The following is a 26,931-nucleotide window of genomic DNA, read 5'->3' on the forward strand; positions in this document are numbered from 1 at the left end:
AAATGCCTAGCCGCTTCAGCAAAGGTCTGCAGCTGTTCCTGGGAATTGTGATGTTTCTGTTCGGATTCCTCAAGTTCTTCCAGCCAATTCGTGGATGGTTCGATATCCAGATTCAGCAGAGCCATCTGCCGCACGAAGCGATCCTTGCCGGCAAAGTAAGCGAGATGGTCACCGGCATTCTCTTCCTGTTGCCGTGGCTGTTGCGATCGCTCAGCGCCAAGGCCAGAGATCAAGTCGTGCTGGTCGCGTGTCTCCTCCTGTTGGCCCAGATGGCGGTTGCGATTTATGTCCATCTGCAGCCTGGGGTGCCAGCCGGAGTTCTTCCGCTCGGCATCAAGGCGCCGGTGATTCCTGTCAGCGTTCTGGTGCTGGGACTCGTAACCGCCTTTGGCGCCTGGAAGGAACTGCGAGCGTGATCGTCCACGAGGGAAGCTCTCCATGTGGCCTCGCCTGCTCACGCTCGATACCTCAGGGGCTAGAGTCCGGTGATTGAGGGCGGTTTATGGCTAAAGTCTCGTCCTCAAAGAGCGGGAACTTATCCAGCGGTTCCCTTGCAGGATTGAGATCGCTTCGCGAGTAACTCCCGCAGGCAAACTTTTACGAATCGATACAAAGGAGAATAAGTCGTCATGAATGCTCTCAATCAAATGGATACTCAGGAACCTCTCAACGAGAACAACTCTGCCATCCCTGTAAGTGACGAAGTAACAAAGCCCACGATCGTGTTGGTTCACGGGGCCGTGGAAGATTCGTCACTGTGGACTCATGGCGTGATCCAGCGGCTCCAGCGCGATGGCTATTCGTTCAAGGTCTTCTCGAATCCCTTGCGCGGTGTGGCGCATGACGCCGCCTACCTGCGCAGCCTGCTGGATACGATCGAGGGACCGGTGTTGCTTGTATCCCACGCGAACGGCGGGGCCGTCATCACGCAGGCTGGGGACGATCCCAAGGTCAAGGGCCTTATCTATGCGGGGTCGCCGATGCCGGGCGCAGGGGAAACTACCAATGATTGCCTCGAGCGCTTTCCTGGCGGCGATTTCGCTTCGTCCGTCGACCTGATCCCCTACACGCTGCCTGATGGAACGAGCGGCACGAATCTTCTCGTCAAGGCCGAGAGATACGCGTACCTCTTAGCCGCCGATGTACCTGAGAGTGTGCTCGTGCTGATGATTGCGACGCAACGCCCCATCGCCCTGGCAGCGCTGCAGGAGCGACTGACGTCAGCTGCGTGGACGAGCAAGCCGAGCTGGCAGATCAGGCCGTTGCTGGATCCCGTGATTCCGCAGGAGGAGTTCAAGTTCGAAGCTGAACGTGCTCACTCCACGGTGATTGAGCTGAAGTCTTCGCACGCGATCCCGGTTACGTTCCCGGATGTTGTGGTCGATGTGATCGAGCAGGCCGCCCGCGCTATCTCGGAGTGACGGTGTCTGTTTCCGGCGGATCGTTTCTGTTGGAAGAGGGCTCGTTTGGGGGGCGAGTCTCGGGTTGCGGGTCTCGGGTTTGAGAGCCAGTGGTCCGGTTGGACGTCAGCGGGCCGGTTGTTCGACGTGGACGACCAGGTAGGTGATCTGGTGGCCGGGGGCGAGGATCCACTGGTGGGGAACGCCGGCGGCGAAGTGGATGACGTCGCCGGTGGTGACCGCTACGCTGGCGCCATTGCGGATGGAAGGGCCGCGAACCTCGTGGGGCGCGGTTCGTTTGGGGTCGACGACCTCGCCGCCGTAGATCAGGGTGGCATCCCCGCTCTGGACGACCATGACGTCGGCTGTGGCCTCGTGGACCTCGGCGATGCCGCTCTCGGTGTGCACGGTGATGGAGAGGGCGTGATCGCCGAAGTCATCCTTGTGCTTGATGCCGAGGGAAGAGACTCCGTGAGGCCAGATGGTTACGGGGTCGGCATTGGCGGGCGGAGGCGGGACGCGCTCTGCCGCTCGGGCGTCGTGCCTGCCGGAGCGGTCGATGGCTGAGGTGACGAGCCTCCAACCGAAAAGGAGCACGAGGATGGTGACGAGCCAGATGAGCAGGTGTTTGACTGTGGGGTGCATGTTCGTCTCGCGAAGGCTGCCCTGGACACATCTGAGGCAGATGGAAGGATGCTAGCAGTCCTTCCGCGGGACACGCGAGCGGCAGCGGGAGGTTGACGAAAGATCGCTCCCGCCGATGCTCGAGGATGTGGGGCCTACACGGTGTACTGCTCGTCGGAGACGGGTTCGAGCCAGTCTACGGCCTTGCCGTCAACGGATTCCGTGATCGCGATATGCGTCATGCCAACGGTGGCGGAGGCGCCGTGCCAGTGCTTCTCCCCGGGCTCGAAGAAGACGACGGTTCCGGGAGTAACTTCCTGGATGGATTCGCCATCCTTCTGGACCCAGCCGAGTCCCTGGGTGATGACGATGGTCTGACCGGAGGGATGCGTGTGCCAGCGTGTGCGGGCCCCAGGTTCGAATGTCACGATGCCGCCGTTGGAGTGCCGGCCGCCGTCCGCAGGGAAGAGGGAATCGATGCGCACGTTTCCGGTGAACCAATCTGCGGGTCCAACGACGGAGGGCGTGGCGCCAGTGCGGGTGATCTTCATGGTGTCCTTTCGAGGTGTTCGTGATTGCCTTCCAAGCCTACGCCTGGGCGGTCTGGAGCTCTTGCGACGTCTTATCGGGATCTATTTCTTCCGGCTTTCAAAGACATCCTTGACCACGGGTAGCGCGGAGAAGGCGCAGGGCCAACCCGCATAGAAGGCGATGTGCGTCAGAACTTCAGATGCCTGTGACTGCGTGAGGCCGTTGTCCATGGCACGGTTGAGGTGATACGGAATCTGCGCAGTCTGTCCGTTTGCAATGAGGGCGCTTACGGTGACGAGGCTGCGATCGCGAGGCGCGAGTGCGGGTCGAAGCCAGAGATCGCGAAACAGCACGTCCGTTGTGTTCTGCACGAGGCCGGGTGAGACCGTGCCGAAGTTGTTGCCAACCTGGGTAGCTCTCTTCGCCTCGGCGTCCTCATTGAGGGGCAGCAGAGGCTCCTTCGCAGGCGGAAGCTGGTCGATGCCGATCCTTCGTTGCGAGAAGATGTCTTTGGCGACGGCGACGGCGGCCATGGCGTTTCCCCAGCCTGCATAAAAGGCGAGGTGCGTGATGATCTCGGAGAGCTCCGCAGGCCTCACTCCGTGGTCGAGCGCAAGCGCGAAGTGGAACGGCATCTCGGCCGTCTGGAGGCCGGCGATGAGTGCTGCCACGGTCAAGATGCTGCGGTCCCGGAGGGTGAGTTCGGGGCGTTGCCAGACCTTGCCCAGCAGGGCTTCCTTCGTGTATCGCTCCAATGCGGGCGACACGGCGCGAAGATCGTCATCGCTCACGGAATTTGCGGGCAGCTTCAGACTGCTTGATACGGACATGGTTGTCTCCTCTGCGATGGCGGGCACGGCTGCGCACAGCGGGGCTGCAAGCAGGGCCATGCCCGTCATGATGAAATCGCGGCGATGCATGGCGGGTATCTTGGTCTAGCGCATCACGTAGCCGCCATCGACCGAGATCGACTGGCCGGTGACGTAGCTTGCGTGATCGCTGCAGAGCCACAGAACCGCGTCGGCGATCTCTTCCGGACGCCCGAGGCGCTTCATGGGGACGAAGGTCTGAAGCATCCTGTCGAGCTCGGGGCCTTGTCCTTCGGCGATCATCTTGTCCGACATGGGTGTCTGGATCATGCCGGGGCAGACGTCGTTGACGCGAATGCCGCGGGTGGCATACTCCAGCGCTGCGCTCTTGGTGAAGCCGATGACGCCGTGCTTGGCGGCGTGATAGGTGCCACGCTGGTTGCCACCGATGAGGCCTCCGAGCGAAGAGCAGTTCACGATGGCTCCGCTGCCTTGCTGGCGCATGACCTGGAGCTCGAACTTCATGCAGCTCCACACGCCGCGGAGGTTTACTGCCATCACGCGGTCGTAGTCGTCGCGAGGCGAATCGGCGGTTTCGGCCAGAACATTCTGTATGCCGGCGTTGTTGTAGGCCGCATCGAGGCGGCCGAAGGTGGCGACGGTCTGCGCCACCATGGCTTCGACCTGCGCATCGTCGGAGACGTCGCAGGTGACGGCGAGAGTGTTGTAGCCCTCATCGGCAAGCTGCTTTGCGGCAGCCTGAACCTCTTTCGCATTCCAGTCAGCGAGTACGACGGATGCGCCGGCCTTCGCAAATGCCTGTGCGGTGGCTAGTCCCAGACCGGATGCAGCGCCGGTGACGAGAGCTACCTTGTTCTCAAACGAGATGTTCATGTGGTCTCTTCTCCCTGAAGCATGTGGTTCGTGGTTTGGCCGAGGCAAACGGTGTTCCCGGCTGAGGCACGTGTCGGGTGCGTACAGGAAGTATGATGTCCGGAATCCAGAGACGAAGGCATCCCGGGGGCATACGGTGATGAGTATGATTCATGAATGATCAGGGAGAATCTGGCCGAGCTTGCCGCCTTCGCTACCGTCGCGGAAGAGCGTAGTTTTACCCGGGCAGCTTCGCGTCTGGGGATTTCGCAGTCGGCGTTGAGTCACTCGATCCGAGGCCTTGAAAAGAGGCTTGGGGTGCAGTTGCTGGCACGCACGACGCGTAGCGTCTCCGCGACGGCAGCCGGAGCGGATCTGCTGCGAGAGCTTGCGCCTGCGCTGGAGCGTATCCGCGGCGCGGTGGCAGAGACGATGCAGCAGAGGGAGCGGCCTGCGGGCCGGATCCGGCTGATCATCCCGCGCACTGCAACGGAGATGGTGATTCTGCCGAAGCTGGCGGCGTTCGCCCGGGCTTACCCGGAGATTGTGCTGGAGGTGACGTCTTCGAACGATCCCGTCGATCTTGTCGAGGGGGAATACGACGCTGGGGTGCAATTGGGGGAGTTCATTCAACGGGACATGATTGCTGTCCGGGTGACGAAGGAGATGCGACTCGCGGTGGTGGGATCTCCGGCATACTTCGAATCGAATCCGGTGCCTAAGCGGCCTCAGGATCTGAAAGACCACGCCTGCATCGGATTCCGTTTCAGCAAGAGCCTGTATCGTTGGGAGTTTGAGAAGGGGCGCAAGGCGCTTACGGTGAGCCCGCAGGGGCCGGTGTCCTTCGACGATCCGGACCTTGTGATTCAGGCCGTGCTCGATGGAGTTGGGATCGGCACTGCGATGGAAGAGACGTTGAAGGGGCTGATCGCGAAGGGGCGCCTGGTGCAGGTGCTGAGGGACTGGTGCCCGCCGTTCCCGGGATACTTTCTCTATTACCCCAGCCGAAGAAATCAGCCCGCTGCGCTGGCGTCGCTGATTGCGACTCTGCGGCTTACCGATTGAGCCGAGATGTGACGATGGGCTGGCGCTGGTTCGATAACAACGCAAAGCGAGTGGGTTACTCGGCATCTTTGAAGTTGGCGGGTTTGATGACCTTCATGACTTCGTGTTTCTTGATGTAGTCGGGGTCGATGGTAACTCCTACGCCGGGGCCGGTGGGGACGGTGATGATGCCGTCGGCATCGGAACGGAGGGTGCTGGTGGGGCAGGTGTAGGGGAGGTCGTTATTGAATTCCTTGAACTCGTGGTAGGGGCCGGAGTTTGTGATGGCTGAGACGAAGTGCATCATGTACACGTAGCCGAGGCCGGTGCTGGAGATATGCGGGATACATTGCTTGCCTAACACGGCGGCCATGCGGGCGACCTTCATGCAGCGGACCATGCCGCCGAAGTAGAACATGTCCTGCTGCACGATGCCGACGTTGTTATGCGCGAGGATGTGGCGGAAGTTCCAGGTGGAGGGTTCCTGTTCGCCGAGGGCGATGGGGATCTGGAGGGCGTCGGCGACTTGTTCGAGGCCGTCGTAGTCGTCGAAGGGGACCGGCTCCTCGTAGAAGGCGTAGTTATATTCCTGCATGATCTTGCCGATGCGGATGGCTTCGGCGGGGGCGTAGCTGCCGTTGGAGTCGGCGGAGATGACCATGTCGTCGCCGAAGGTTTTGCGGACCATGGGGATGAGGCGCGCGGAGCGGTCGGGCGGGGTTTCGACGTGGGACATGCGGCCGCCGAGCTTGAACTTGATGGCCCTGGCGTGGGAGATGGCGACGTCGCGCTGGAGGTGGTCGATGGTCTCCTCGGGCGTGATGTAGCGCTCACCGTTGGCCTGGTAGACGTTGATCTTCGGGTTGGTGATCCTGTCGCCGATGAGCAGGCCGATGGGCTTGTTGGCAAGCTTGCCGAAGAGGTCGAGGATGGCGAACTCGAGGGTGGCCAGCGGGACGAACATGGCCATGCCGGTGGCCTTGTAGTTGGACTGGTAGACCATGCAGAGGTCGAGTTGCTTCTCCAAATCGCGTGCGTCTTCCTGGAGGAAGAAGGGCGCGATACGGTCCATGAAGATGGGCCAGAGCGAGGCCATCTGCTGGGCGTTGGAGATGGAGATGCCTTCGGCGCCGTCTTTGGAGCGGACACGGCAGAGCCAGGACTTCTTGTAGTGGAGAAGCTCGATGGAGTCGAGGATGACCGGGTTGGGGAAGAGGTCGCGGCGGAAGACGGGGAGGTCGCGCGCGGCGTCGAGCCTGGCGAAGTTGGCCTCGATCTCGGCGGGCGAAGGGCGGCGATGCGGCGGCCAGGGATGCTTGGCTGCGTGAGGCTGAGCGAAGGCTTCGGCAGCGGGGGCAGTTGCGAGGGCAGCGGCGGTGGCGAGAGTGTTGCGGAGCAGGTCGCGGCGGGTATGGGCAGGCATGGGCGCTGAAGGTCCTCAGCGCGGAACGATACTTGTCAGACAGCTTGGTTGTCGAGGAACAGAGTCGTTCGCGGGAGAGCGCTACGCGGGGAGCAGGCCTGCGCTGCGGTAGCTTGCAATCAGCGAGTCATAAAGCGCGAGGTCGGAACGGCTCCTGGCCATGAGCTGGGCCCCGCCGACCGCCGCGAAGATGGCGCGGGCGCGGGCCTGGCTGTCTTCCTGGGTGACGACTCCGGCCGCGGTGAGGACCTTGCTCAGCCACGCGACGTTCACGTCGGCGAAGGTCTGTACTTCCTTGCGGACCGGCTCCGGAAGGTCGTCGGTTTCGGTGGCCATAAAGCCGCTGAGGCACATGCGGTTCTCGTTCTCCAGAGCCCAACGGAAGGTTTCCGGGTAGCGGCGCAGCGCGTCAATGGGGCTGGGCGCCTCCGCGAGGATCGACTCCAACGTGGCGGCAAAGTCCTCCCAATAGCGGCGGGCGACGGCTTCGGCGAGCAGGGCCTTGCTGGGGAAGTGGTGGTAGATGCTGGCCGACCGAATGCCCACAACCTCCGCGAGATCACGAAAGTTGAGGCCGTTGTAGCCGTGCGCCTGCGCCACCTGCCGGGCGGCAGCCAGGATCTTTTCTCGGGAATCGGAACTCACGTCTCACCTCGGCTGCCGCAACCCAGCGGTCGGGCCTGGAGAAATATTATTTGAGATTCCTGAATCTACCAAGTGGCAGGTAGCGTCTCTTACGTAACCTACCAAGTGGCCGGTAGGAGTAGCGAAGTCAATCCTGTGACGGAAGCTCTTCAGACCGCCGTAACCTCAACCCCTCACCCAGTTTTCAAGGAGGCTGTCATGCCATTCGCCCGTATCGATCTCGCAAAGGGAAAGTCCCCCGAATACCGCGCTACCGTTGCCGATGTCGTCTATGAGGGCATCGTTGGAGTGCTCAAGGCACCTGCAGGCGACCGCTTCATGGTCATCGGCGAGCACGCCGTCGAGAACTTCGTGTACGACCCCACGTTCCTGAACATCGATCGCTCTCCCGATCTGATCATCCTGCAAGTGACCAGCACGGTTGGAAACACGAAGGAGCAGAAGGTCGCGTTCTTTCGCCAAATCGCAGATGAATTGAACCGCCGGCTCGGAGTACGTCGCGAGGACGTCTTCATCAGCCTGGTGTTTGTTGACCGCGAAGACTGGTCTTTTGGAAATGGCCAACCCTGGTAAGCAGCAGGGCAAAGGGAGAGAGCCAATGCGACCGGGCAGGGCGCTACGCTAGGAGGCGATGGCGTCGGTGTCCTGCGAGCCTTCGTACATGGTGAGGTTGACCCGGACCTGGTCCTTGCCCATGCGTTTGCTTTCGTAGAGGGCGCGATCGGCCTTCTGGAGCCAGGCACGGGAGTCAGCGCGGGAGTCATCGTCGAGCGGTGCGATGCCGATGCTGACGGTGACGCAACCGCGATGGCTGTGTTCGTGTGGAATGTTCAGGTCGCGGACGGCGCGCAGGAGTTCGGCGGCGACGATCTGGGCGCCGCGGAGCGGGGTGCCGGGGAGCAGGACGACGAACTCTTCGCCACCCCAGCGGCCGACGAAGTCCGCTTCGCGGCCGAGCGCGCCGCGCAGAGCATCCGCCACGGCGATGAGGCAGCGGTCACCGGCCTGATGTCCGTAGGTGTCGTTGAAGCGCTTGAAGTTGTCGATGTCGATGAGCATCAACGAGGCCTGCGGTGCGGTGGCGGCCGAGGAGAAGATCTCAAGCTGCAGGGTGGAGTCGAAGGCGCGGCGGTTGGGCAGGCCGGTGAGGGGATCGGTCTGGGCGAGTTGTTCGAGGCTCTCTCGGTCGCGTTCGAGGGCGTCGCGCTGCTGCTCGATGCGGTGGTGCTCGGTGATGTCGCGGAGCGTGCCGACGTAGCCCGAGACCTCGTGTGAGCTGGGGTTGAGGTAGGCGGTGACGGAGGCTTCGACCCAGCGCCAGCTGCCGTCCTTGTGAGCGATGCGATAGCGGAACTGGTGGTGCATCTTGCCCTGCCGGATGCTTTCGACGACGAGTTCGGCGAGGGGATAGTCGTCGGGGTGGAAGGTGCTCTGGCGATCGAGGAGGAGGAACTCCTCGGGAGTCCAGCCGGTGATCTTCTCGCAGGCCGGAGAGACGTAGCGCTGTTCGCTGTTGAGCGAAGAGAGGATGATCATGTCGTCGGCGTGAGAGAGCAGGGTCTGGTAGACCTCTCGGGCCTCGTTGGCGACGATTTCTGCGCGGAGGCGTTCATCCCACAATGCGCCGACGGGCAGAGCTGTCGCAGTAACCATCGCTAGATACATCTGCAGGATGATGAAGCGATCCGTCGTGCCGGCGTGAATGAGCATGATGGGACCGTGGCCGTGGCTTGTAGCGTACAGACCTACCGCGGCTGTGACGGCGGAGATATAGACTCCGCCTTCGAGTCCCATGGAGACCAGCAGGACGACCATCGGAGGGAAGATGGCGAAGAGCAAGGGATAGGACGACTGCCAGAAGATGTAACCGAGTACGACGGTGTAGAGGAGAAACGTTCCGGCGGAGGCCCGGATGTACGGAGCGATTACGCTGATACGGCGGTACTTCCCCGTGTAGATGAAGAGTACGGCCGGGAGTATGACAAGCAGTCCGAGTGAGTCGGCGAGGAGGGCGCTGACGGCGCTCTTGAGCAGGGGGAGGTGGGTGAAATAGGTGACGGGAAGGGAGGAAAGCAGGGCTCCCATGGCGGGGCCGGCCTGGGCTCCGACGAGAAACCGCCAGAGGTTGCGACGCTTCTTGAGATCCTCAAAGCCAAGGATGCTGACGGACAGTATGGTTCCCACCAGCCAGACGTCAGCGAAGGAGATGAAGGCGATCGAGAGCGCGAACCAGGGGGGAAGTCCGGAGAGGAAGCAGCCGAAGAAGACGCCGAAGGCCCCGGCGATCTGGGCGCGAAGGCGCATCCTGCAGGACTTCCAGACGGGGAGAAGGATGCCCAGCTGGATGCCGGTAGCCGGCCAGAGATAGATGGCGTTATGGACGCCGTGGAGGCTGCGGAAGGTCAGGAGGACAGCGACGGTCGTCAGTACGAGGGCCGTCGAGGCGGCGCGCAGGCACTGTGAGTTTCTCTCGAACCAAGAAGAAGAACTCGGCGCCGCGGTCCCCATGAGATTGAGTCAATCACGGAAGTGGGAAGCGGCGGAATAGTACGTGGAGGGCGAAAATTCCGACCTTCGTGCTATGAAAAATCCGAAAAACGTGCAGAGCTGCGACTCGTTGGAGCGACTCGCTAAAAGACCCGCAGGTTGTCGCCCGGGCTGTCCTGCAGAAGGCCCAGTTCGCCGAGGAGGCGTTCGAGCTTGCGGCGGGTGACGTCGGTGACGGGCACCATGGGCAGGCGGAGGGTTTCGTTGCCGCGGCCGAGGAGGGCGAGCGTGGTCTTGACCGGCGCGGGGCTGGGCTCCCAGAAGTGGGCCTGCATCAGCGAGAAGTAGTTGCGGTTGATGCGGCGGGCGGTGAGCCAGTTATTGTCCAGCGCGGAGTTCACCATCTGGGCCATCTGCTGGGGGATGGCGTTGGAGGCGACGGAGATGAGGCCGGCGCCGCCGACCGCGATGGTGGGCAGGGCGAGGGCGTCGTCGCCAGCAAAGATGCGGAAGCTGCGCGGGGCGAAGTTGCAGATCTCGGTGATCTGGGTGAGGTTGCCGGAGGATTCCTTGAGGGCGACGACGTTGGGCAGCTCGGCCAGGCGGAGGACGGTGGCGGGGTCCAGGTTCACGCCGGTGCGGCCGGGGATGTTGTAGAGCATCACGGGCAGGTCCACGGCCTCCGCGATGGCGCGGAAGTGCTGGAACTGGCCTTCCTGGCTGGGCTTGTTGTAGTACGGGTTCGCGGAGAGGATGCCGGTGAGTCCGGGGACGCGGGCGATCCTGCGGGCGTTGGCGACGGCCTGGGCGGTGGCATTGTGGGTGCAGCCGGCGAAGACGGGGACGCGGTCCTCGGCGGCTTCGACGGTGACGGTGACGACGCGGATCCACTCCTGCTCGGAGAGGGTGGAGGCCTCGCCGGTGGTTCCGGCGGGGATGAGCAGGTTGACGCCATTGGCGATCTGCCACTCTACGTGCGAGCGGAGCGCGGGCTCGTCAAGCGAGCCGCCGGGACGGAAGGGGGTTACGAGAGCGGTGCCGCAGCCATGCAGGTTCATACAGTCGGGGTTAAGTGTAGAGCCTTTGGGGCGCTTGTTGATAGGGCGGGAGAGTGTTCAGTCGCGCGGTAGCGGGTCGTGGTCCTGGCGCCAGCGGGATTGGGCGCGGGTCTGCTCGACGACACGTTTTGGAGGGATGAGCCAGATGACGGCGACGAGGGCGATGAAGCCGAGGGAGATCCAGGTGGAGAAGTGGGCGCCGAGGATGGCGCAGAGGTAGCTGGAGGCGGAGAGTGCGGTCTTGAGGAGGCTGTTGGCGGGGGCGATACCGCTGTGGGCGCAGATGAGCATGGAGAGCACGAACCACGGGATGGCTGGGACTATGCAGACGGCAGCGTAGAGCGCGATGGAGAACGGGGTCAGGCCGCGTTCGCCCATCCAGGCGGTGGCGGCGGGGATGAGCGAGAGGCAGAAGAGCAGGGCGAGGTTCGACCAGAGGATGCCGTGCGTGATCTGCTGGAGGTCGTCGACGAGGTAGTGATGGTTGACCCAGTAGATGCCGACCTGGATGAAGCTGAGCAGGTAGACGACGAGGATGGGCGCGATGTGGCGGAGACCATCGAGGTTGGAGATGTCGCGGGTGGGCACGTGGATCTCCAGCACCATGATGGTGATGATGACGGCGATGACGCCGTCGGAGAAGGCCTCCATGCGGGACGGTGTGAGTTTGTCTTCCATGGCGATGGAATGAGGATACGGGGGATGGGGGCGGTGGTGTACCCCCATCCCCCGGGTGGCGCCAAAATCTTCAGGTGAAGGACTTTAGGCGGGGGAATCCGAATGGGGGAGTCATCGGAACGCCGCGCTGCGGGCCCAGCCGGGGTGGGCGGGAGCCGCTTGGGTTGCTTCTCTTCTTATTGTAGGTGGTTGGGAGGGGGGAGTACGCCAGGATTTTTGGCGCGAATCGCCAGTGTTGGCGAGGATTTTGGAGTTGGAGTGGGTTGACAGGGGTTTGGGGTGGGGATGAACCGTTGTTCCCTTCACGCGCCAGCCTCGCCTCCAGGATTTGGCGGGAGCTGCCTGCCGTGGCGGATCGTCAGGACGTAGACATGCTCCGATTCGTCGTTGAGCTCGTAGAGCACACGATAGAAGTGCGGCTTGTTTCCGTAGATGATCTCGCGGACCGCCGGGTCTTCGCGGGTGGGCTTGCCCATGCGGGGTGATGAGGCGAGCAGGCCTATCGTGTCTTCGAGCCCGGCGAACCATCGGGCAGCGCCTGCGGACTCTGTCGCGTTGACATGGAGGTAGAGGCGGTCGAGTTCGCGCAGAACGCGCGCGGTGAGCTCAACGGTCCAGGCCATGTTTTTCGCGGAACTGGGCGAAGCCTTGATGGAGTGGGACGGTTCGGCCGGCCTGGACATCTTCGCGGGCCTGGCGGATGGCTTCGCGGGCGTCTGCGTCGGCGACGGAGTCTCGCCAGGCTTCGAGGGCAATCCGGGCAGGGTCCATGCCTGCGGCCTTCAGTTGGTCGGCGAGACTGTCCGGGATCTCAACGGTTAGCTGCATGGGGGTAGGGTACACCCGTTCGGGGTCGGGGTTTGGGTGGCGTCAGGGATGAGGCGGTCGTTCGCTGGCGCGAACGATACCCCACCCTTTTCACGATGGAGCTGTGAAAAGGATGGGCCACCCGTCTAAAACCACTTCCAGCAGGACATCGACACTTACATCGTCTGCATCATCCAACCGGTGGCCCTTGGTCCTGAGTCTCACAGCCAGCCGGTGCGTTGTGATGATGGGAATAAGAGCCCCACTTCACGGAGCTGTTGCGGGCCTTCCCCGCGGGTGGCACTTCGCACACACGAGGCGCCCGTTACTCGTCTGGGTCTTGCCTCCCAGATAGTGCGGCGTCGGGAAGTGGTCGTACTCTTCAGCGCCGCTGTCCACGGCCACGTTACAGATCTGGCATATTCCTTTGTCTCGATCGAAGATCTCGAGCTTTTGCTCGCTATCGAAAAGTCGTTGAGGATCGAGGTGTATCCCGAGCTTCGATGGAAGCTGGCTCCTCCATTCCGTGTAATACAAATTTATCGCCCTGCCGCTACTTGCTTTGCCCGATTTCGTGGTGCTGGGCGAGTTGACGATATGGTCTGCTACCTGGCTAAAGAGCGTGGAGTTTGGTCGCCAAGCGGGGTTGAAAGACAAATCCTGCATCAGCATAAACGCAGAGATTACATCCAATTTCTTGAATTTGCGCTTCGTATTACCTTCTTTGGCAGAAAGAAGCATGGCTGCTGTCAAAACGTCGGTGGTCAGATTGAGGCAATTGATAAAGCTCGCTGCTAGTGTTCCATTTGCGTCGAGTTCTGTATGTGCGTGATAGGTCCGGTCTAGATCGTCCGCTGTAATACTCTGGGCAACATGCGGATCGCGCGCTCGAGCTTGGAATAACGTGAACAGCTGCGCACACACTTGCCGATTGGTTGTGAAGTTGTCGTCGTCATCATCACCGCGATCGCTCCGCCTGTCTATGAGGCCAAACAGTTTACTTGCAGGCTCTTTTCTCAGCTTTCCAGCCAGTATCTCGATGAATGGTCCGAGTGCGCCGGGCCAAGCGTCTCTTACCTGTTGGCGGTTCAGGGCTGTTCCCGACTGTAGGCGGATAAATAGGTCACGGATCTCATCAACGTTGACGACTTCTGTGATGATGAAGGCGTCGATTTCAGCATTATCGATGAGATCCCTTTGCCCAACATCGAGTTGCGAATAGCGTCTACCCGACCATGGCGCGTCGATCTTCCGCAGGCTATTGGGTAGCCGCAACTGCTTATCATCGGGCTTGAGCAGTTCAAACTGACCCGCGTAGAAATCGGCGAAAGCCCGGATTCGCTGTTGGCCGTCGACAATCTCATAGCGAACCGCGGAGTCTCCTCCTAGTCCGCGCCGGATTAGCTTATGGAGAAAAATCCTAGGGATCGGGTAAGTGCGAAATACCGAATCGATGAGGCCCTGTTGCTGGCTTGTTCCCCAGGATGCACCTCGTTGGTATTCGATGTTGACGCTAAGCGACTTGTTACCCCACGCATCAACCAGCTCCCGAACTTTGAGCTTTTCCTGCGAATATTGCATACATGGGAATCTACCTCGTAAACAGGATTTTCGCTACGGGGTAATTCGCTTGCGCATGAAGATGGTGGCCTGGGGGTTGTCGTTGAAGCGGGGGATTTCTTTGTAGCCTCGGCGGCGGTACATGGCCAGGGCGGCGGCGAAGGTTTCGTTGGTGTCGGTCTGGCACACGGATGCGGACCTATCGAAGAGGATGAGAGCTTCTTCGAACTGTTTGAGCGGCTGCGGGGCGAGCGGTTGATCCGTAAGGAGCCTCTGATCAATTAATCCAAGCGTACCCCAGCGGCTAAAGCCGCATGATTTGTGCGGGCTTTGCGGCACGACTGAAGTCGTGCCCTTCCGTTCTTGCGACCTCATCAGAGACTGCTTACAGGCTACAGCTATAGCCGTTTGCGCATGAAGATGGTGGCCTGGGGGTTGTTGTTGAAGCGGGGTATTTCCTGGTAGCCTCGGCGGCGGTACATGGCTATGGCGGTCTGGAACTCGGATTTGGAGTCGAGGTAGATCCAGGTGTGGTCGGCGTTGCGGGCGGTTTGCTCGGCCAGGTCCATGAGGGGGCCGGCCAGCTTGTTGCCTCGGAAGGCGGGGAGGACGTAGAGGCGTTTGCACTCGACGGCGGTGGGCTGGTGGGGTGTTGCCGGGAGTGTCCCGGGGCTGAAGCCCGCCGTTGTGGATGACGCCGGTTCCGCGGGCTGAAGCCCGCTGCTACTCCGGAGTGCGGGTGGGGATGCGGGTGTTTGTCCGGGTGGGTCTGGGGGCTGATCGGCTAGCGCGTCGAGGTGCAAACGGCGGAGCATGACGCAGGCGGCGGGGATGTCGCCGGTGTTGGGTGTTGGGTGTTGGATGTTGGGGGTTGGGTGGGGCTGAGCGTGATCCGATTGATCTGGCGATTGATTTGGGGTGGGTTTAGCTGGGGCAAAGGCCAGGAAGTAGCCGGTGCCGTCGGTGGTGGGGGCGAGGGATTGGGCGGTGTAGGCGGGGTCGTCGCGCTGCCAGATGTCGAACTCGGTGTAGTAGCTGTCGAGGAGGGCGAGGACGGCGGGGAGGTCGGCGGGGGTGGCTGGGCGGAGGGTCATAACGGCAGGGATTAGGGATTAGGGTCCAGGGTTTCGGGCTGGTCTGGGTTCTTCTGATGTTAGCCCGGGTCCCTTGAGGGACGTGGGGCACCCGGATTGGGGGCTGAAAGGTACTGGCGGTCTTGGCGGGTGGAGATCTTCGGGGTCCTTCGACTTCACATCTCGCAGCTTTGCTGCGAGATGTTTCGCTCAGGATGACGGCTTCTTTCTCAGGATGACATGGGGGTGTCCTGATTCATCCTGAGAACCCACGTCTCAAAGTCGAGACCCGGGGCACCCGGATTTTGGGGCTACGCCCAGGTGCCTTGGCGCATGAGGGGTTGGGCGTTGCCGTTGTTGTCTAGGCCGTCTACGTTCATCGTCGCGGAGCCGATCATCCAGTCGACGTGGATGAGGGACTCGTTGGCGCCTAGTTTGGCTAGCTCTTCGGAGCTCATGTGTTCGCCGCCGATGAGGCAGGTGGAGTAGGCCTGGCCGAGGGCGATGTGGCTGGCGGCGTTCTCGTCGAAGAGGGTGTTCCAGAAGAGGATGCCGGACTGGGCGATGGGGGAGTTATGCGGGACGAGGGCGACCTCGCCTAACTTGCGTGCGCCGTCGTCGGTGGAGATGAGCTGGTTGAGCGCGGCCTCGCCGTTGGAGGCGGTGGCTTTGACGATCTTGCCGTTGGCGAACTCGCAGCGGATGTTTTCGATGAGCGAACCCTGGTTGGAGAGCGGCTTGGAGGCGGTGACGAAGCCGTTGACGCGGTCCTTGTGCGGGGTGGTGAAGCACTCTTCGGTGGGGATGTTGGGCTGGCAGTAGATGCCGTTGCCTGCGGTGGTGCCTCCGCCGGCCCAGAGGTGCTGGTCGGCGAGGCCGACGGTGAGGTCGGTGGTGCCTTCGTCGTTGTGGAAGCGGAGGGAGTGGAAGCGCTTGTTGTTGAGGAAGTCGACGCGCTGCTTGAGGTTCTCGCCGTGCTGCTTCCAGGCGGCGACGGGGTCGTCGGAGGTGATGCGGGAGGTGGCGAAGATGGCGTCCCAGAGGCGGTCGGTGGCGAGCTCGATGGGATCGTTGGGGAAGACCATGGCGGCCCAAGCGGGCGTGGCGGCGGCGACGATGGTCCAGTTGATCTCGTGGCGGGTGATGAGCTCGAGCGCGGGCTTGTAGGCGATGGAGGTGGCCTTGTTGGCGCGGGAGACCTTCTTCGGGTCCTGGCCGGCGAGGAGCGCGGGATTGGCGCCGGTGACGGCGAGGCGGGCTGCACCGGACTTGAAGGCGGCGGCGATGCCGTCGTAGAGCCACTGGGGGGCGTAGTCGAAGGATTCTTCGGGGGCGTGGGCGTAGCGGGCGAGGGTGGCGGCGTCGTCGGAGTAGATGGTGGTGACGAGCTTGGCTCCGGCCTTGTAGGCCTGCTCGGTGATCTTGCGGGCGAGCGGCATGGCGTCGGTGGGAGCGGTCATGAAGAGCTCCTGGCCCTCGCGGAGGCCAAGGCCGATGCGGATCGCGACCTCGGCGAGGCGGTCCAGCTTCTGATTGAAGGGAAGAGCGGAAAACGTTGAGGCAGCAGCGTTCGACATGGTGCAAGTGTACCGCTGGGGGGAAGAGGTTGTCGGGTGTTCGTTGTTGGTTGTTGGGGACGAGTTGTGAGTTGCCAGGGGTGAGTTACCCCTGCTCAACGCACTGTTCAACGCCTAACAACGAACACCTAACAACCAACAACGGAGAGCTGCAGGCGCCCCTACAGCTTCTCGACTACGTCCTGGAAGTCGTAGATGCCGGAGTGGGTGGAGAGCCACTCGGCGGCGCGGACTGCGCCTTCGGCGAAGGGCTTGCGCGAGGTGGACTCGTGCGTGAGGAGCAGGCGGTCGTTGGGGCCGGTGGCGATGAGGGTGTGGGTGCCGGCGGCGTCGCCGACGCGGTGGGCCTCGATTCGGATGTCGGTGTTGCCGAGGACGGAGGCGACGTTATCGCGGAGGGTGAGCGCGGTGCCGGAGGGTGCGTCGACCTTGGAGGTGTGGTGGGTCTCCTCGATGGAGAAGGTGTAGCCGGACTCCTTGAGCGCGGTGGTGAAGTAGCGCGCGAGGGCGAACATCTTCTGGACGCCGATGGAGTAGTTGGTGCCGTAGAGCAGGGAGCCGCCGCGTCGCTCGGCGAGGGCCTTCATGTCGGCGAGTTTCTCGTACCAGCCTGTGGTGCCGATGACCATCTTGGCGCCGACGGCGAGGCAAGCGCGCATGTTGGTGATGACGGATTCGGGCGTGGTGAAGTCGATGACGACGTCGAAGCCGGTGACGAAGGGGTGCGTGAGGGCGGCGCCGTCTTTGTTTTCGGTGGCGTCGAGGACGTGGACGCTGTGGCCGTGTTCGGCGGCTACTTCTGCTACGAGTTTGCCGGTCTTGCCGGCTCCTAGGACGAGGAGGCGCATGGGGGACAGTGTAGTTGAGTGAGGTTAGATTTGGCTCGATTGCTTCGGCGTCATGCAGCTGCCGCAAAGCTTTGCTTTCGGAGTTCGAAGTGGTTTACCGCAGTGATGGCAGGGAGGGCCATAAAGGGACAGGCGATGGTGCAGGACGGCGTTGGGATTTGTCTCCCGGAAGCCGGTGATGTCTTCGTATCGCTGAAGCATTGCCGAAAAGCGTTCGGTGATCGGAACTGCGTCGAGTGGGATGTCTCTATCCCGTCGCAGCTGCTTGACGGAATTCATTCCCACTCGGTGGAGTGACGCGATCTCCGCGTATTCCTCCTCGTCGAGCATCGGCATATCGCGGCGACAGCGCCAGCACCATAGAGATTGCATGGTGGCTCGATCATAACCGGCGGCGCGATAGCCCGGGTCCGAGGGCCGGACTCGGGGCACCCGGTTGTGGGGCCGGTGATGTGTCGCGCTTACAGCGCTTGAGTTTCTTGAGGGCTGGTACCTGGGCCTGCGGCCCAGGCTGGTATGTGGTCGCGGCTTCGGCGCTTGCTGGTGTGCGGGATTCGAGTGACGCGGCGAACGCGGCATCCTGCGAACCCATGTCTCAGAAGCGAGACATGGGGCACCCGGCTCGGTGGCTTCGGAGGCATCCGGAGTCGTGATGCTACGAGCCCACATCTCTTCGAGATATGGGGCACCCGGAGTGATGCGGCTACGGGCGAAATACAGGGGTTCCTCGGCTATGCCTCGGAATGACTGTGGGGAGGTGGGCATCCTGCGAACCCATGTCTCAGAAGCGAGACATGGGGCACCCGGCTCGATGGCTTCGGGGCACCCGGATGGTGCGGCTTCGAGCGGGATGCAGGTTTCTCCACTGCGCGGGACGATAAAGCCGTCCCGCTCCGGTCGAAATGACACAGTTTGGGACGGCTTTATGGTCTGGGCTAATCTGCAGCGGTCTGGGTGGATCTGCAGCGTGGGCCGCAGGTGAAGCGAGGCTAGGCTTTGGTGGCCATGGCTCGGGCTTCTACGTCGAAGACGGTGGGGTCGGGGTTGGTGAAGAACTTTTTGTGGAGGGAGCGGATGGCTTCTTCTACGTCCTGCTCGTCGATCATGAAGCTCATGTTGATCTCACTGGCGCCCTGCGAGATCATGCGCAGGTTCACGTGGGAGATGGCGGAGAAGACCTGGCCGGAGATGCCGGATTGGCCGCGGATGTCTTCGCCTACGAGGCAGATGAGGGCCTTGTTGCCTTCGCACTTCACGTCGGCGAGCTTGGAGAGCTCGGCGCAGATTTCGGGCAGGGCTTCGCGGGAGTCGACCGTTACTGAGATCGAGACTTCGCTGGTCGAGACCATGTCGATTGCGCACTTGTACTTGTCGAAGACGTCGAAGACCTGCTTGAGGAAGCCGTGGGCGAGGAGCATGCGGCTGGCCACGATGTCGATGATGGTGAGCTTCTTCTTCGCGGCGATGGACTTGAACGGCGAGGTGCAGTGCGGCGAGGTCGCGGTGATCTCGGTGCCGCCGTTGTCGGGGTTGCGGGAGTTGAGGACGAAGACGGGGATGTTCTTCTGCACGGCCGGGAGGATGGTGGCGGGGTGCAGGACCTTGGCGCCGAAGTAGGCGAGCTCGGCGGCCTCTTCGAAGCTGATGGTCTTGACGCGGAGCGCGTCGGGGCAGATGCGCGGGTCGGTCGTCATGATGCCGTTGACGTCGGTCCAGATCTCGATGGCTCCGCCGTGGAGGCCTCCGCCGACGAGGGCTCCGGTGTAGTCCGAACCACCGCGGCCAAGGGTGGTGGTGATGCCCTTGCACGAAGCGATGAAGCCGCCCATGACGGGGACCTTGTTCGCGAGGACGAGCGGCAGGACGTGATGCTGGAGCGCCTGCTCGATCTGGTCTTCCTGCGGGTGGGCCTTGCCGTAGTTGTCGTCGGTGAGGATGACGGTGCGGGAGTCGACGTGGGCAGAGTCCATGCCGAGTTCGGCGAAGGCTGCGGCGACCATGATGGAGCTTAGGCGCTCGCCGAAGCTGACGACGTTGTCCTCGGTGCGCGGGGTGAGCTCGCCGACGGCGCAGATGCCGCGGAGGAGGTCATCGAGCGCGTCGAAGTGGTGATGGATGGCGAGCTGGAGGCTCTGGAGGCGATCTTCGCTGGGCGTGTTCGCGGTGCCGGGGACGAGCTCTCCGGCGGTCTTGAGGTGGCGCGTGCGGAGGGTGTCGGAGAGCGCGAGAGCGGACTCGCGATCGTTCTTCCCGGCGGCCGCTGCTGCGGCGAGGAGGGTGTCGGTGACCTTGCTCATCGCGGAGACGACGACGATGGGCTTGAGGTTCTTCTTGAGGCGGCCAGCGACGATGCCGCCGGTGCGCTTGATGGCGGTGGCGTCCTCAACGGAGGTGCCACCGAACTTCATGACGACGATGTCTGAATGCGGGACCGAGGGGCGGGGCTGCGATTGAAGTGGCTGGCTCATGCGTTCACCAGTCCTTCGGCAGCGGACGCGTTGCTATTCACCGGAGGGAATTTGCGGAAGTCGAACTTGCCGAGGACGGCGAGGATCTCGGCGTTGAGGATGGCGGCGCCTGCGGCACCGCGCACGGTGTTGTGGGAAAGCAGCGTGAACTTCCAGTCGAAGAGGGTGCAGGGGCGGAGGCGGCCGACGGTGGTGGCCATGCCGTTGCCGCGCATGAGGTCGAGGCGAGGCTGCGGGCGGGTGGTGCCGGCCTCGTAGGCGACGGGCTGCGCGGGAGCGGAGGGCAGGTGCATGCCGGCGAAGATGGACTGCGGGTTCTTGCCGGCGAGGGGCTCGAACTCGGCCCAGGCGGCGAGGATTTCGGCCTCGTTGGCCGGGGTCTTCAGTTTGACGGAGACACACTCGGTGTGGCCTTCGAGCACGGGGACGCGGTTGCACATGGCGGAGACCGTGATGGGCGCAGCCTCGAAGCCGATGGCTGCGTCGCCGTGGAGGTGGACGCCGCCTAGGAGCTTGCCGACCTCTTCCTGGAGTTTCTCTTCCTCATTCTTGATGAACGGGATGACGTTGCCGAGGATGTCGAGGGAAGGCACGCCGGGGTATCCGGCGCCGGAGACGGCCTGCATGGTGGCGACGAAAAGCTTGTCGATGCCGAAGCGGGCCTGCAGTGCGGCCAGGGGGAGAACGAGTCCGATGGCGCAGCAGTTGGGGTTGGTGACGAGGAAGCCGCCGGAGGACTTGCGTGTCTGCTGGGACTCGAGGACTTCGAAGTGGCCGAAGTTGACTTCGGGGACGACGAGGGGGACGTCCGTGCCCATGCGGAAGGCCGAGGAGTTGGAGATGACGGCGCAGCCGGCGGCGGCGAAGCGGGGCTCGAGCTCTTTGGCGATGGGGGCGTCGATGGACGAGAAGATAATGCGCGGCAGGGAGTCGCCTGCGGCTTCGGGGGTGTTGGGCTGAAGCACCATGTTCGCAATGCGCTCGGGCAGCGGCGTGTCGAGGCGCCAGGCGCAGGCCTCGGCGTAGGTTTTGCCGGCGGAGCGGTCCGAGGCGGCGAGCCAGGTGATGTTGAACCAGGGGTGATCGGCGAGGAGCTGGATAAATCGCTGACCGACGGCGCCTGTGGCGCCCAGAATTCCTACGTTACGGCGTTCCATCAGGGTATTTTAGCAGCGGCCTGACGGCTGCTGGTAGCTCGCTGGCGCGAGGCAGCGCTTCGCGGCAGCGTGCTGTTGCACATCAGCAAAGCGGCAGACGGATGGGCCCCGGGAACCAGAATGGATGCCCGAAACGACATACTTTGCAAGGATTTTGGTTGGATTTTCGAGCAGAAGTTGTATAGAGACGATAAGAGCTCATTTCTATACTGTCGCAAAATGCTCCAATAGCGCCCATTGAAGCTACTGTCCCAACTCGACCTGAGAACGATGATGGGGAACGACGTAGTCGTTTGCCTTCTGCTGACGCTCGTCATGCTGTTGATGGCGGCTCATCTGCGGGAGACGACGGGGCTTCGTTACCTTGGCGTGTCGTACCTGTTGATGAGTTGCGGCCTGAGCGTGTTGCTGCTGCGCGGCGCGGTGCCGGCGGTGGCAGCGATTGTGATACAGAATGGCTGCTTCTACGCGGGGATCCTGTTGCAGTTTGCGGGCACGCAGGCGTTGCTGGGATTGCGTGCGCGGCTGGGGCCGTGGATTGCGATGGCGGTGCTTTCGGAGACGGCGCTGGGCTTTTATCACCAGCCACGCCACCTAGCGTTGCGTATCGCGATCTTCTCCGCCACGTGCCTGGTGTTGCGGATGCCTCTGCTCGTGAGCCTGTGGCGCAACGCGGGGCGCGGCCTGGTGGTGAAGCTGCTTAGCGGATTCACCGTGTTCTTTATGGCGTGCGAGATCGCGCGGGGTGTGCTGACCGTTGTCTTCGGAGTCTCCAGGGAACTCTTCAAGAACAACATCCTGCAGGTGAGTTACTTCGCGGTGACTCTGATTGCGGGCTGCGCGATTGGATTCCTGAGCCTGGTACTGGCGGCGCAGGAGGCCACGGCGCTGAGCGAGCGTCGCGCGCGGCGCGACATGCTGACGGGCGCGCTGAATCGCATGGGAATTGAAGAGCTGCTGGCGGCGGAGTTGAGCCGCTGCAGGCGAACGCACGCGGCGTTGTCGGTCGCGCTGCTGGATATCGACGATTTCAAGTTCTTCAACGACAAGGACGGTCATTCCGCGGGCGATGATGTGCTGCGGAAGATTGCCGGCTGCATCTCGCGCAACCTGCGGCCCTACGATGCCTGTGGCCGGATCGGTGGCGACGAGTTTCTCGTGGTGTTCCCGGCGTCGGGCTCCCTGGAGGCGGAGGTGATCTGTAACCGCATCCTGGAGGCAGTGGGGCATCTGCCGAGCTACCCCAATGTGGGGAGAGCACCGACGGTGAGCATCGGGTTCACGCAGATCGATGAGCACGACACCGTCGAGGAGTTGATGAATCGGGCGGATGAGGCTCTTTATGCGGCGAAGCGGCTGGGGAAGAACTGCGCGCAGGTGAAGCTGGCGCCGATTGGTGCGCAGCCTTCCGGCGTCGCATTGCATTTGAGCGCATCGGCGTAGTCGCGGCTGTTTGGCGTGAACCTGTTGTTGCGAACAGTGTTCACGCCTCATCAAGCCAGGAGCAGGTCCTTCGGCTTCGTCTTGGGAGGAAAGCGATCAAGCGATCCTGACAGAAGATGCTTTAGTCGACGACGCGGCGACGGGTGTAGACGCGCGAGCCGCCACCACCCCATGCGATCAGCAGGCTGATGACGTGCAGCAGGAACCAGATGGTGATGCCCTGGTCCTGGTAGATCCAGAAGAGGATCAGCAGGCGCGGCACGAGGATCGCGACGATGAGCGGGATGAGGCCTACGACGGGCGGAATATAGCCGGTCATGGAGTGCTGCAGCCACGCCACGAGGATGCAGATGCGGGGCAGGAACAGCGAAAGCACGAGGAACCAGAGTGGAATCGTGTGGACCGGGAAGCTGAGCGAAAAGTTCATGCGAGCGGCCTCTCTTGCAGGCTTGCGGGAGTTTATGGGGAGCCCGTGACCTTCAGTGGGATGTGAGTGACCGTGCTGGAGTTGTCGCGCGCCGGTTGATTTCGAAGCGGCAAGTAAAAGGGCAGGGCCGAAGCCCTGCCCTTTGCGTGTCGGGAAAGTTACTTGCCGGGCGCGGTGAAGGTGAAGTTTGTGTGCGTGGTGGTTCCGCCGGAGATGGAGAAGTCGATGTCCTGCTCGCCCATCTTTTCGTGCACGGCGGCGAGCGTGTAGTGGCCGGGGGGCAAGCCGTGGATGGTGAAGCTGCCGTCGGGGCCGGTGACCGCGAAGTAGGGGTTGGGCGCGACGTTGATAAAGGCGTTCATCCAGGGGTGGTTGTTGCAGCGGACCGCGATCATGGTCTCTTCGGTATTGAAGGTCGCGGTCTGCGCGGGGCTTTGAGGAGCTTCGGAGAAGTCGACGGTCTTGTTGCCGGGGTTTGTGGGCACGACGTGGATGTTGTGCATGGTGGAGTCGGAGTTATGGAACGACACCGATGCGCCCTGCTGGATGGCGATGACGTGCGGCGTGTATTTGCAGTCCTTCTGGTCGAGGAGGACGGGCACGGTGCCGGGGGATGCGGAGGTCTCCTGCGCACCGGACTTGACGTAGACGTAGACATTGGCGACGTGGCCCTTGTCGATGACGTAGGGCTCGCTCATGTTGTCGGCTCCGAAGGCGCAGCCGGGGTCCATGGTCATGTCGATGTGGACTCGCTGGGGAACAGCGCCGGTGAAGTTCACCACGCCACTGACGCTTCCCATGGAGGACGGCGGTGCGGCGGAGGGCGTGAAGACGGGTGCCTGTGAGGTCGAACCGGCTGCGGGCGACGCCGCGCCAGACGGGGAGGGCGTGTTCTTGCAGCCAAGGGCGAGGAGCGCGGCGGTGAGCGAGAGCGTCGAGGCGGTGCGCAGCGTGATCACAGGATCAAGTCTCGTCCTGAAGCTCGGGAATATGCAAGCTGGAGCGGGAAGATGTCAGCGATCTGGGTAATGACTGCGTGTTGGCCGGAGAGGATCCGCGCCTCTGCAGAGGATTTTCTGTAGAGGGGCGAGGTCTTCAGGGTTTCAGGGGCTTGGATCGGAGCTCGTTTGCGGTGGTTGATCTGAGGAGCTGTTGAGCTTCGAGGTTCTCAGCTATGAGCTGTGAGGAAGGGCTGCGTGTTGGCCGGAGAGCATCCGCGCCTTTGCAGAGGATTTTCTGTAGAGGGGCGAGGTCTTCAGGGTTTCAGGGGCGAGTTCTGGAGCTCGTTTGCGGTGGTTGATCTGAGGAGCTGTTGAGCTTCGAGGTTCTCAGCTATGAGCTGCGAGGACGGGCTTCGTGTTGGCCGGAGATGACTTGCCCCTCTGCAGAGGATTTCTGCAGAGGCGCGAGGTCTTCAGGGCTTCAGGGCTAGGATCGGAGCTCGTTTGCGGCGGTTGATCTGAAGGACTGTTGAGCTTCGAGGTTCTCAGCTATGAGCTGTGAGGAAGGGCTGCGTGTTGGCCGGAGAGGATCCGCGCCTCTGCAGAGGATTTTCTGTAGAGGGGCGAGGTCTTCAGGGTTTCAGGGGCTTGGATCGGAGCTCGTTTGCGGTGGTTGATCTGAAGGACTGTTGAGCTTCGAGGTTCTCAGCTACGAGCTGCGAGGACGGGCTTCGTGTTGGCCGGAGATGACTTGCCCCTCTGCAGAGGATTTCTGTAGAGGGGCGAGGTCTTCAGGGCTTCAGGGCGAGGATCGGAGCTCGTTTGCGGCGGTTGATCTGAAGGTCTGTTGAGCTTCGAGGTTCTGAGCTAGGAGCTGCGAGGACGGGCTGCGTGTTGGCCGGAGATGACTTGCCCCTCTGCAGAGGATTTCTGTAGAGGGGCGAGGTATTCAGGGCTTCAGGGCTAGGATCGGAGCTCGTTTGCGGTGGTTGATCTGAAGGTCTGTTGAGCTTCGAGGTTCTCAGCTACGAGCTGCGAGGAATGCTACAGCGCAGCGATGATGGCTTCGGTGAAGGCCTTGGTGCCCGCGGTTCCGCCTACGTCGCCGGTGAGGGTCTTGCCTTCGGCGTAGACCTTTACGAGTGCGGCGTGGATGAGGTTCGCGGTGTCCGGCTCATCGATGTGATGGAGCATGAGGACGGCGGACTGGAGCAGGGCGGTGGGGTTGGCCTTGTCCTGACCCGCGATGTCGGGGGCCGATCCATGCACGGCCTCGAAGATGGCGTGTTCCTTGCCGAGGTTGGCTCCGGGTACGAGGCCGAGGCCGCCGACGAAGGCGGAGCAGAGGTCGGAGAGGATGTCGCCGTAGAGGTTGGTCGTGAGGATGACGTCGTACTGCCAGGGGTTGAGCACGAGCTGCATGCAGGTGTTGTCGACGATGTGCTCGATGTACTGGATCTCGGGGTAGTCCTTGGCGACCTTGCGGCAGCACTCCAGGAAGAGGCCGTCGGACATCTTCATGATGTTGGCCTTGTGGATGGAGTGGATCTTCTTGCGGCCGTGCTTGCGGGCGTAGGCGAAGGCGGACTCGGCGATGCGGGTGGAGCCCTTGCGGGTGATGATCTTGAGCGACTGCGCGATGTCGGGGTTGATCATCAGCTCGAGGCCGGCGTAGAGATCCTCGGTGTTCTCACGGAAGATGATGAGGTCGATGTCCTTGTAGTTGGACTTGAGGCCGGGCAGGGTCTTGACGGGGCGGAAGTTGGCGTAGAGGTCGTACTTCTTGCGCAAGGCCACGTTGATGGAGGAGAAGCCTGCGCCGATGGGGGTCGCGGTGGGTCCCTTGAGGGCGACGCGGGTGGCTTCGAGCGAGGTGTAAAAGGCCTTGGGGATCAGCTCGCCGGTGCGCTCGAAGGCTTCGGCTCCAGCGTCGTAACGATCCCACAGGAACTCCACACCGGTCTTCTGTCCGGCAGCTTCGAGAATGCTTGTGGTCGCTGCAGCGACCTCCGGACCAATGCCGTCTCCGGGGACGAGGGTGATTTTGTGCGTACGCAAGGTTTCCTCAGTTGTTGGGTGTTAGTTGTTGGGTGTTGGGTCGTTGACCGTGGTGGCAGGAGGTGGCTTCCGCAGATAGTCCTCTAGGCGCGTCAGCATCCGGGCGATGCGGTGGCAGAGTGCTTCGATCGGATCGAGCTGATCGGGTGTTGCATAGTGCAGGTGGCGCGACAGGAGCAGCTGTGTCTGCAGCTCATAGTTACTTCCCAGGGCGATGGTTACGAACTGCCGATAGTCTCTGCGCGTCTTTCTAGCAGAACCTTCAGCGATGTTGCTTGCGATGGAGACGGAAGCTCGCCGCATCTGCGAGGTAAGGCCGTACAGCTCGTGTTTGGGAAACGTTGTCGTCATTTCATAGATTGCCAGTGAGAGTGATACTGACAAATGCCATACCTGCAGGTCTCGAAAACCTTTGGCCATCGTGGGTTCCTCATTGCTCAACAACCCAACAACCAACATCCAACAACAGAAAACGGTTCTTCTATCTTCCCGTGCGCTTCCCCTTGGAGTCTTTGCCGCTGAGGAGGCCTTCGAGTTCGAGCTTGAACTCGTTGACGTCCTTGAAGTCGCGGTAGACCGAAGCGAAGCGGATGTAGGCGACGGTGTCGATGTCCTTGAGGCGGTCCATGATGAGCTCGCCGATCTCGCGGGTGGAGCGTTCGCGCTCGGCGGAGTCGACGACGGAGGACTCGACGGCGTCGACGATCTGTTCCATCTGTGTGGCCGAGACCTTGCGCTTCTGGCAGGAGTGCAGGAGGCCAGAGAGGACCTTCTTGCGATCGAACTTTTCGCGACGGCCATCTTTCTTGATGACCATGTAAGGGATCTCGTCGAGCCGCTCATAGGTGGTGAAGCGGCGATTGCAGCGCTCGCATTCGCGACGCCGCCGGATGGAGTCAGCTTCCTTGGATTCGCGGCTGTCGATGACTTTGTCTTGTGTAAAGCCGCAGTAGGGACATTTCATTTCACGTTCATTCTAAACGAGGGGGGTGGGGCGGTT

At 62.2% G+C, this 26,931-nt stretch carries 28 protein-coding genes; 6 read left to right on the forward strand and 22 right to left on the reverse strand.

From position 1 onward, the window contains the following. The first annotated feature begins 2 nt into the window (after positions 1–2). Entirely contained in the window at positions 3–416 is a 414-nt protein-coding gene (locus tag C4S68_RS00350; RefSeq protein ID WP_103931065.1) for a hypothetical protein, read from the forward strand. A gap of 213 nt (positions 417–629) precedes the next feature. After that, on the forward strand, positions 630–1,421 hold the full coding sequence (locus C4S68_RS00355) for an alpha/beta fold hydrolase (protein ID WP_235011252.1): 792 nt from the start codon (positions 630–632) through the stop codon (positions 1,419–1,421). Between the two features lie 105 nt (positions 1,422–1,526). Here C4S68_RS00355 and C4S68_RS00360 read toward each other — a convergent pair whose 3' ends face one another. The 4 genes from C4S68_RS00360 to C4S68_RS00375 all read right to left on the reverse strand — a co-directional run bounded on the left by C4S68_RS00360 (position 1,527) and on the right by C4S68_RS00375 (position 4,258). Then, positions 1,527–2,045: a hypothetical protein gene (locus C4S68_RS00360; RefSeq protein WP_103931066.1), complete on the reverse strand. Its 519-nt coding sequence runs from the start codon at positions 2,043–2,045 to the stop codon at positions 1,527–1,529. 134 nt (positions 2,046–2,179) lie between these two features. Beyond that, entirely contained in the window at positions 2,180–2,575 is a 396-nt protein-coding gene (locus C4S68_RS00365; RefSeq protein WP_103931067.1) for a (R)-mandelonitrile lyase, read from the reverse strand. Positions 2,576–2,656: 81 nt separating this feature from the next. Continuing rightward, a complete protein-coding gene (locus C4S68_RS00370; RefSeq protein ID WP_200821445.1) occupies positions 2,657–3,475 on the reverse strand; it encodes a carboxymuconolactone decarboxylase family protein in 819 nt (272 codons plus the stop codon). A 15-nt stretch (positions 3,476–3,490) separates the two neighbouring features. Continuing rightward, positions 3,491–4,258 (reverse strand): SDR family NAD(P)-dependent oxidoreductase, encoded by a 768-nt coding sequence (locus C4S68_RS00375; protein ID WP_103931068.1) that lies wholly within the window; start codon positions 4,256–4,258, stop codon positions 3,491–3,493. A gap of 156 nt (positions 4,259–4,414) precedes the next feature. On the opposite strand from C4S68_RS00375, the gene C4S68_RS00380 reads away from it, so the two are divergent. Next, complete coding sequence (locus tag C4S68_RS00380; RefSeq protein ID WP_235011253.1) at positions 4,415–5,302, forward strand: LysR family transcriptional regulator; 888 nt, start codon at positions 4,415–4,417, stop codon at positions 5,300–5,302. Positions 5,303–5,357: 55 nt separating this feature from the next. Here the strand turns inward: C4S68_RS00380 and C4S68_RS00385 are convergent, their stop codons facing one another. Next, complete coding sequence (locus C4S68_RS00385; RefSeq protein ID WP_103931069.1) at positions 5,358–6,704, reverse strand: mandelate racemase/muconate lactonizing enzyme family protein; 1,347 nt, start codon at positions 6,702–6,704, stop codon at positions 5,358–5,360. Positions 6,705–6,785: 81 nt separating this feature from the next. Then, positions 6,786–7,349, reverse strand: a complete 564-nt coding sequence (locus C4S68_RS00390) for a TetR/AcrR family transcriptional regulator (protein WP_103931070.1) — start codon at positions 7,347–7,349, stop codon at positions 6,786–6,788. A gap of 198 nt (positions 7,350–7,547) precedes the next feature. Here C4S68_RS00390 and C4S68_RS00395 point away from each other — a divergent pair, with 198 nt between their 5' ends. Beyond that, positions 7,548–7,922, forward strand: coding sequence for a tautomerase family protein (locus C4S68_RS00395; RefSeq protein ID WP_103931071.1), 375 nt, complete (start codon positions 7,548–7,550; stop codon positions 7,920–7,922). 48 nt (positions 7,923–7,970) lie between these two features. On the opposite strand, the gene C4S68_RS00400 is transcribed toward C4S68_RS00395, so the two are convergent. The 4 genes from C4S68_RS00400 to C4S68_RS00415 form a co-directional block, all read right to left on the reverse strand. Further along, on the reverse strand, positions 7,971–9,857 hold the full coding sequence (locus tag C4S68_RS00400; RefSeq protein WP_103931072.1) for a sensor domain-containing diguanylate cyclase: 1,887 nt from the start codon (positions 9,855–9,857) through the stop codon (positions 7,971–7,973). A gap of 122 nt (positions 9,858–9,979) precedes the next feature. Next, a complete protein-coding gene (gene dapA, locus C4S68_RS00405; protein WP_103931073.1) occupies positions 9,980–10,894 on the reverse strand; it encodes a 4-hydroxy-tetrahydrodipicolinate synthase in 915 nt (304 codons plus the stop codon). 57 nt (positions 10,895–10,951) lie between these two features. Further along, a complete protein-coding gene (locus tag C4S68_RS00410; RefSeq protein WP_103931074.1) occupies positions 10,952–11,572 on the reverse strand; it encodes a TMEM175 family protein in 621 nt (206 codons plus the stop codon). Positions 11,573–11,874: 302 nt separating this feature from the next. After that, complete coding sequence (locus tag C4S68_RS00415) at positions 11,875–12,195, reverse strand: type II toxin-antitoxin system RelE/ParE family toxin (RefSeq protein WP_160114930.1); 321 nt, start codon at positions 12,193–12,195, stop codon at positions 11,875–11,877. Between C4S68_RS00415 and C4S68_RS23070 the strand changes: the two genes are divergently transcribed. Continuing rightward, complete coding sequence (locus C4S68_RS23070; protein ID WP_160114931.1) at positions 12,194–12,394, forward strand: hypothetical protein; 201 nt, start codon at positions 12,194–12,196, stop codon at positions 12,392–12,394. The two genes, C4S68_RS00415 and C4S68_RS23070, sit on opposite strands and share 2 nt — an antisense overlap. A gap of 252 nt (positions 12,395–12,646) precedes the next feature. On the opposite strand, the gene C4S68_RS00420 is transcribed toward C4S68_RS23070, so the two are convergent. The 7 genes from C4S68_RS00420 to asd all read right to left on the reverse strand — a co-directional run bounded on the left by C4S68_RS00420 (position 12,647) and on the right by asd (position 21,062). Beyond that, a complete protein-coding gene (locus C4S68_RS00420) occupies positions 12,647–13,960 on the reverse strand; it encodes a GmrSD restriction endonuclease domain-containing protein (RefSeq protein ID WP_103931076.1) in 1,314 nt (437 codons plus the stop codon). Between the two features lie 33 nt (positions 13,961–13,993). Beyond that, entirely contained in the window at positions 13,994–14,314 is a 321-nt protein-coding gene (locus C4S68_RS00425; RefSeq protein WP_103931077.1) for an N-acetyltransferase, read from the reverse strand. Positions 14,315–14,337: 23 nt separating this feature from the next. Further along, positions 14,338–15,033 carry a GNAT family N-acetyltransferase gene (locus tag C4S68_RS00430; RefSeq protein ID WP_103931078.1) on the reverse strand — a complete coding sequence of 232 codons (696 nt, stop codon included), beginning with the start codon at positions 15,031–15,033 and terminating at the stop codon, positions 14,338–14,340. Between the two features lie 290 nt (positions 15,034–15,323). Beyond that, on the reverse strand, positions 15,324–16,589 hold the full coding sequence (locus tag C4S68_RS00435; RefSeq protein ID WP_103931079.1) for an aminopeptidase: 1,266 nt from the start codon (positions 16,587–16,589) through the stop codon (positions 15,324–15,326). Between the two features lie 161 nt (positions 16,590–16,750). Next, complete coding sequence (locus tag C4S68_RS00440; protein ID WP_103931080.1) at positions 16,751–17,437, reverse strand: 4-hydroxy-tetrahydrodipicolinate reductase; 687 nt, start codon at positions 17,435–17,437, stop codon at positions 16,751–16,753. A 989-nt stretch (positions 17,438–18,426) separates the two neighbouring features. After that, a complete protein-coding gene (lysC, locus tag C4S68_RS00450) occupies positions 18,427–19,905 on the reverse strand; it encodes a lysine-sensitive aspartokinase 3 (protein WP_235011254.1) in 1,479 nt (492 codons plus the stop codon). Continuing rightward, positions 19,902–21,062, reverse strand: coding sequence for an aspartate-semialdehyde dehydrogenase (gene asd, locus C4S68_RS00455; protein ID WP_103931082.1), 1,161 nt, complete (start codon positions 21,060–21,062; stop codon positions 19,902–19,904). The genes lysC and asd overlap by 4 nt, the downstream gene beginning before the upstream one ends. A gap of 270 nt (positions 21,063–21,332) precedes the next feature. Between asd and C4S68_RS00460 the strand changes: the two genes are divergently transcribed. Beyond that, on the forward strand, positions 21,333–22,505 hold the full coding sequence (locus tag C4S68_RS00460) for a GGDEF domain-containing protein (protein ID WP_103931083.1): 1,173 nt from the start codon (positions 21,333–21,335) through the stop codon (positions 22,503–22,505). Positions 22,506–22,626: 121 nt separating this feature from the next. Here C4S68_RS00460 and C4S68_RS00465 read toward each other — a convergent pair whose 3' ends face one another. The 5 genes from C4S68_RS00465 to nrdR all read right to left on the reverse strand — a co-directional run bounded on the left by C4S68_RS00465 (position 22,627) and on the right by nrdR (position 26,895). Beyond that, positions 22,627–22,932, reverse strand: coding sequence for a hypothetical protein (locus C4S68_RS00465; protein ID WP_103931084.1), 306 nt, complete (start codon positions 22,930–22,932; stop codon positions 22,627–22,629). Positions 22,933–23,090: 158 nt separating this feature from the next. Beyond that, on the reverse strand, positions 23,091–23,891 hold the full coding sequence (locus tag C4S68_RS00470) for a carboxypeptidase regulatory-like domain-containing protein (RefSeq protein WP_235011255.1): 801 nt from the start codon (positions 23,889–23,891) through the stop codon (positions 23,091–23,093). A 1,026-nt stretch (positions 23,892–24,917) separates the two neighbouring features. Then, positions 24,918–25,931 (reverse strand): isocitrate/isopropylmalate dehydrogenase family protein, encoded by a 1,014-nt coding sequence (locus C4S68_RS00475; RefSeq protein ID WP_103931085.1) that lies wholly within the window; start codon positions 25,929–25,931, stop codon positions 24,918–24,920. Between the two features lie 21 nt (positions 25,932–25,952). After that, positions 25,953–26,351 (reverse strand): four helix bundle protein, encoded by a 399-nt coding sequence (locus C4S68_RS00480; RefSeq protein WP_103931086.1) that lies wholly within the window; start codon positions 26,349–26,351, stop codon positions 25,953–25,955. 61 nt (positions 26,352–26,412) lie between these two features. Beyond that, the gene (gene nrdR, locus C4S68_RS00485; RefSeq protein WP_103931087.1) at positions 26,413–26,895 is read right to left on the reverse strand and encodes a transcriptional regulator NrdR; all 483 of its coding nucleotides are present in this window, start codon (positions 26,893–26,895) and stop codon (positions 26,413–26,415) included. Positions 26,896–26,931: the final 36 nt, after the last annotated feature.

Source organism: Bryocella elongata (assembly GCF_900108185.1).
GTDB lineage: Bacteria > Acidobacteriota > Terriglobia > Terriglobales > Acidobacteriaceae > Granulicella > Granulicella elongata.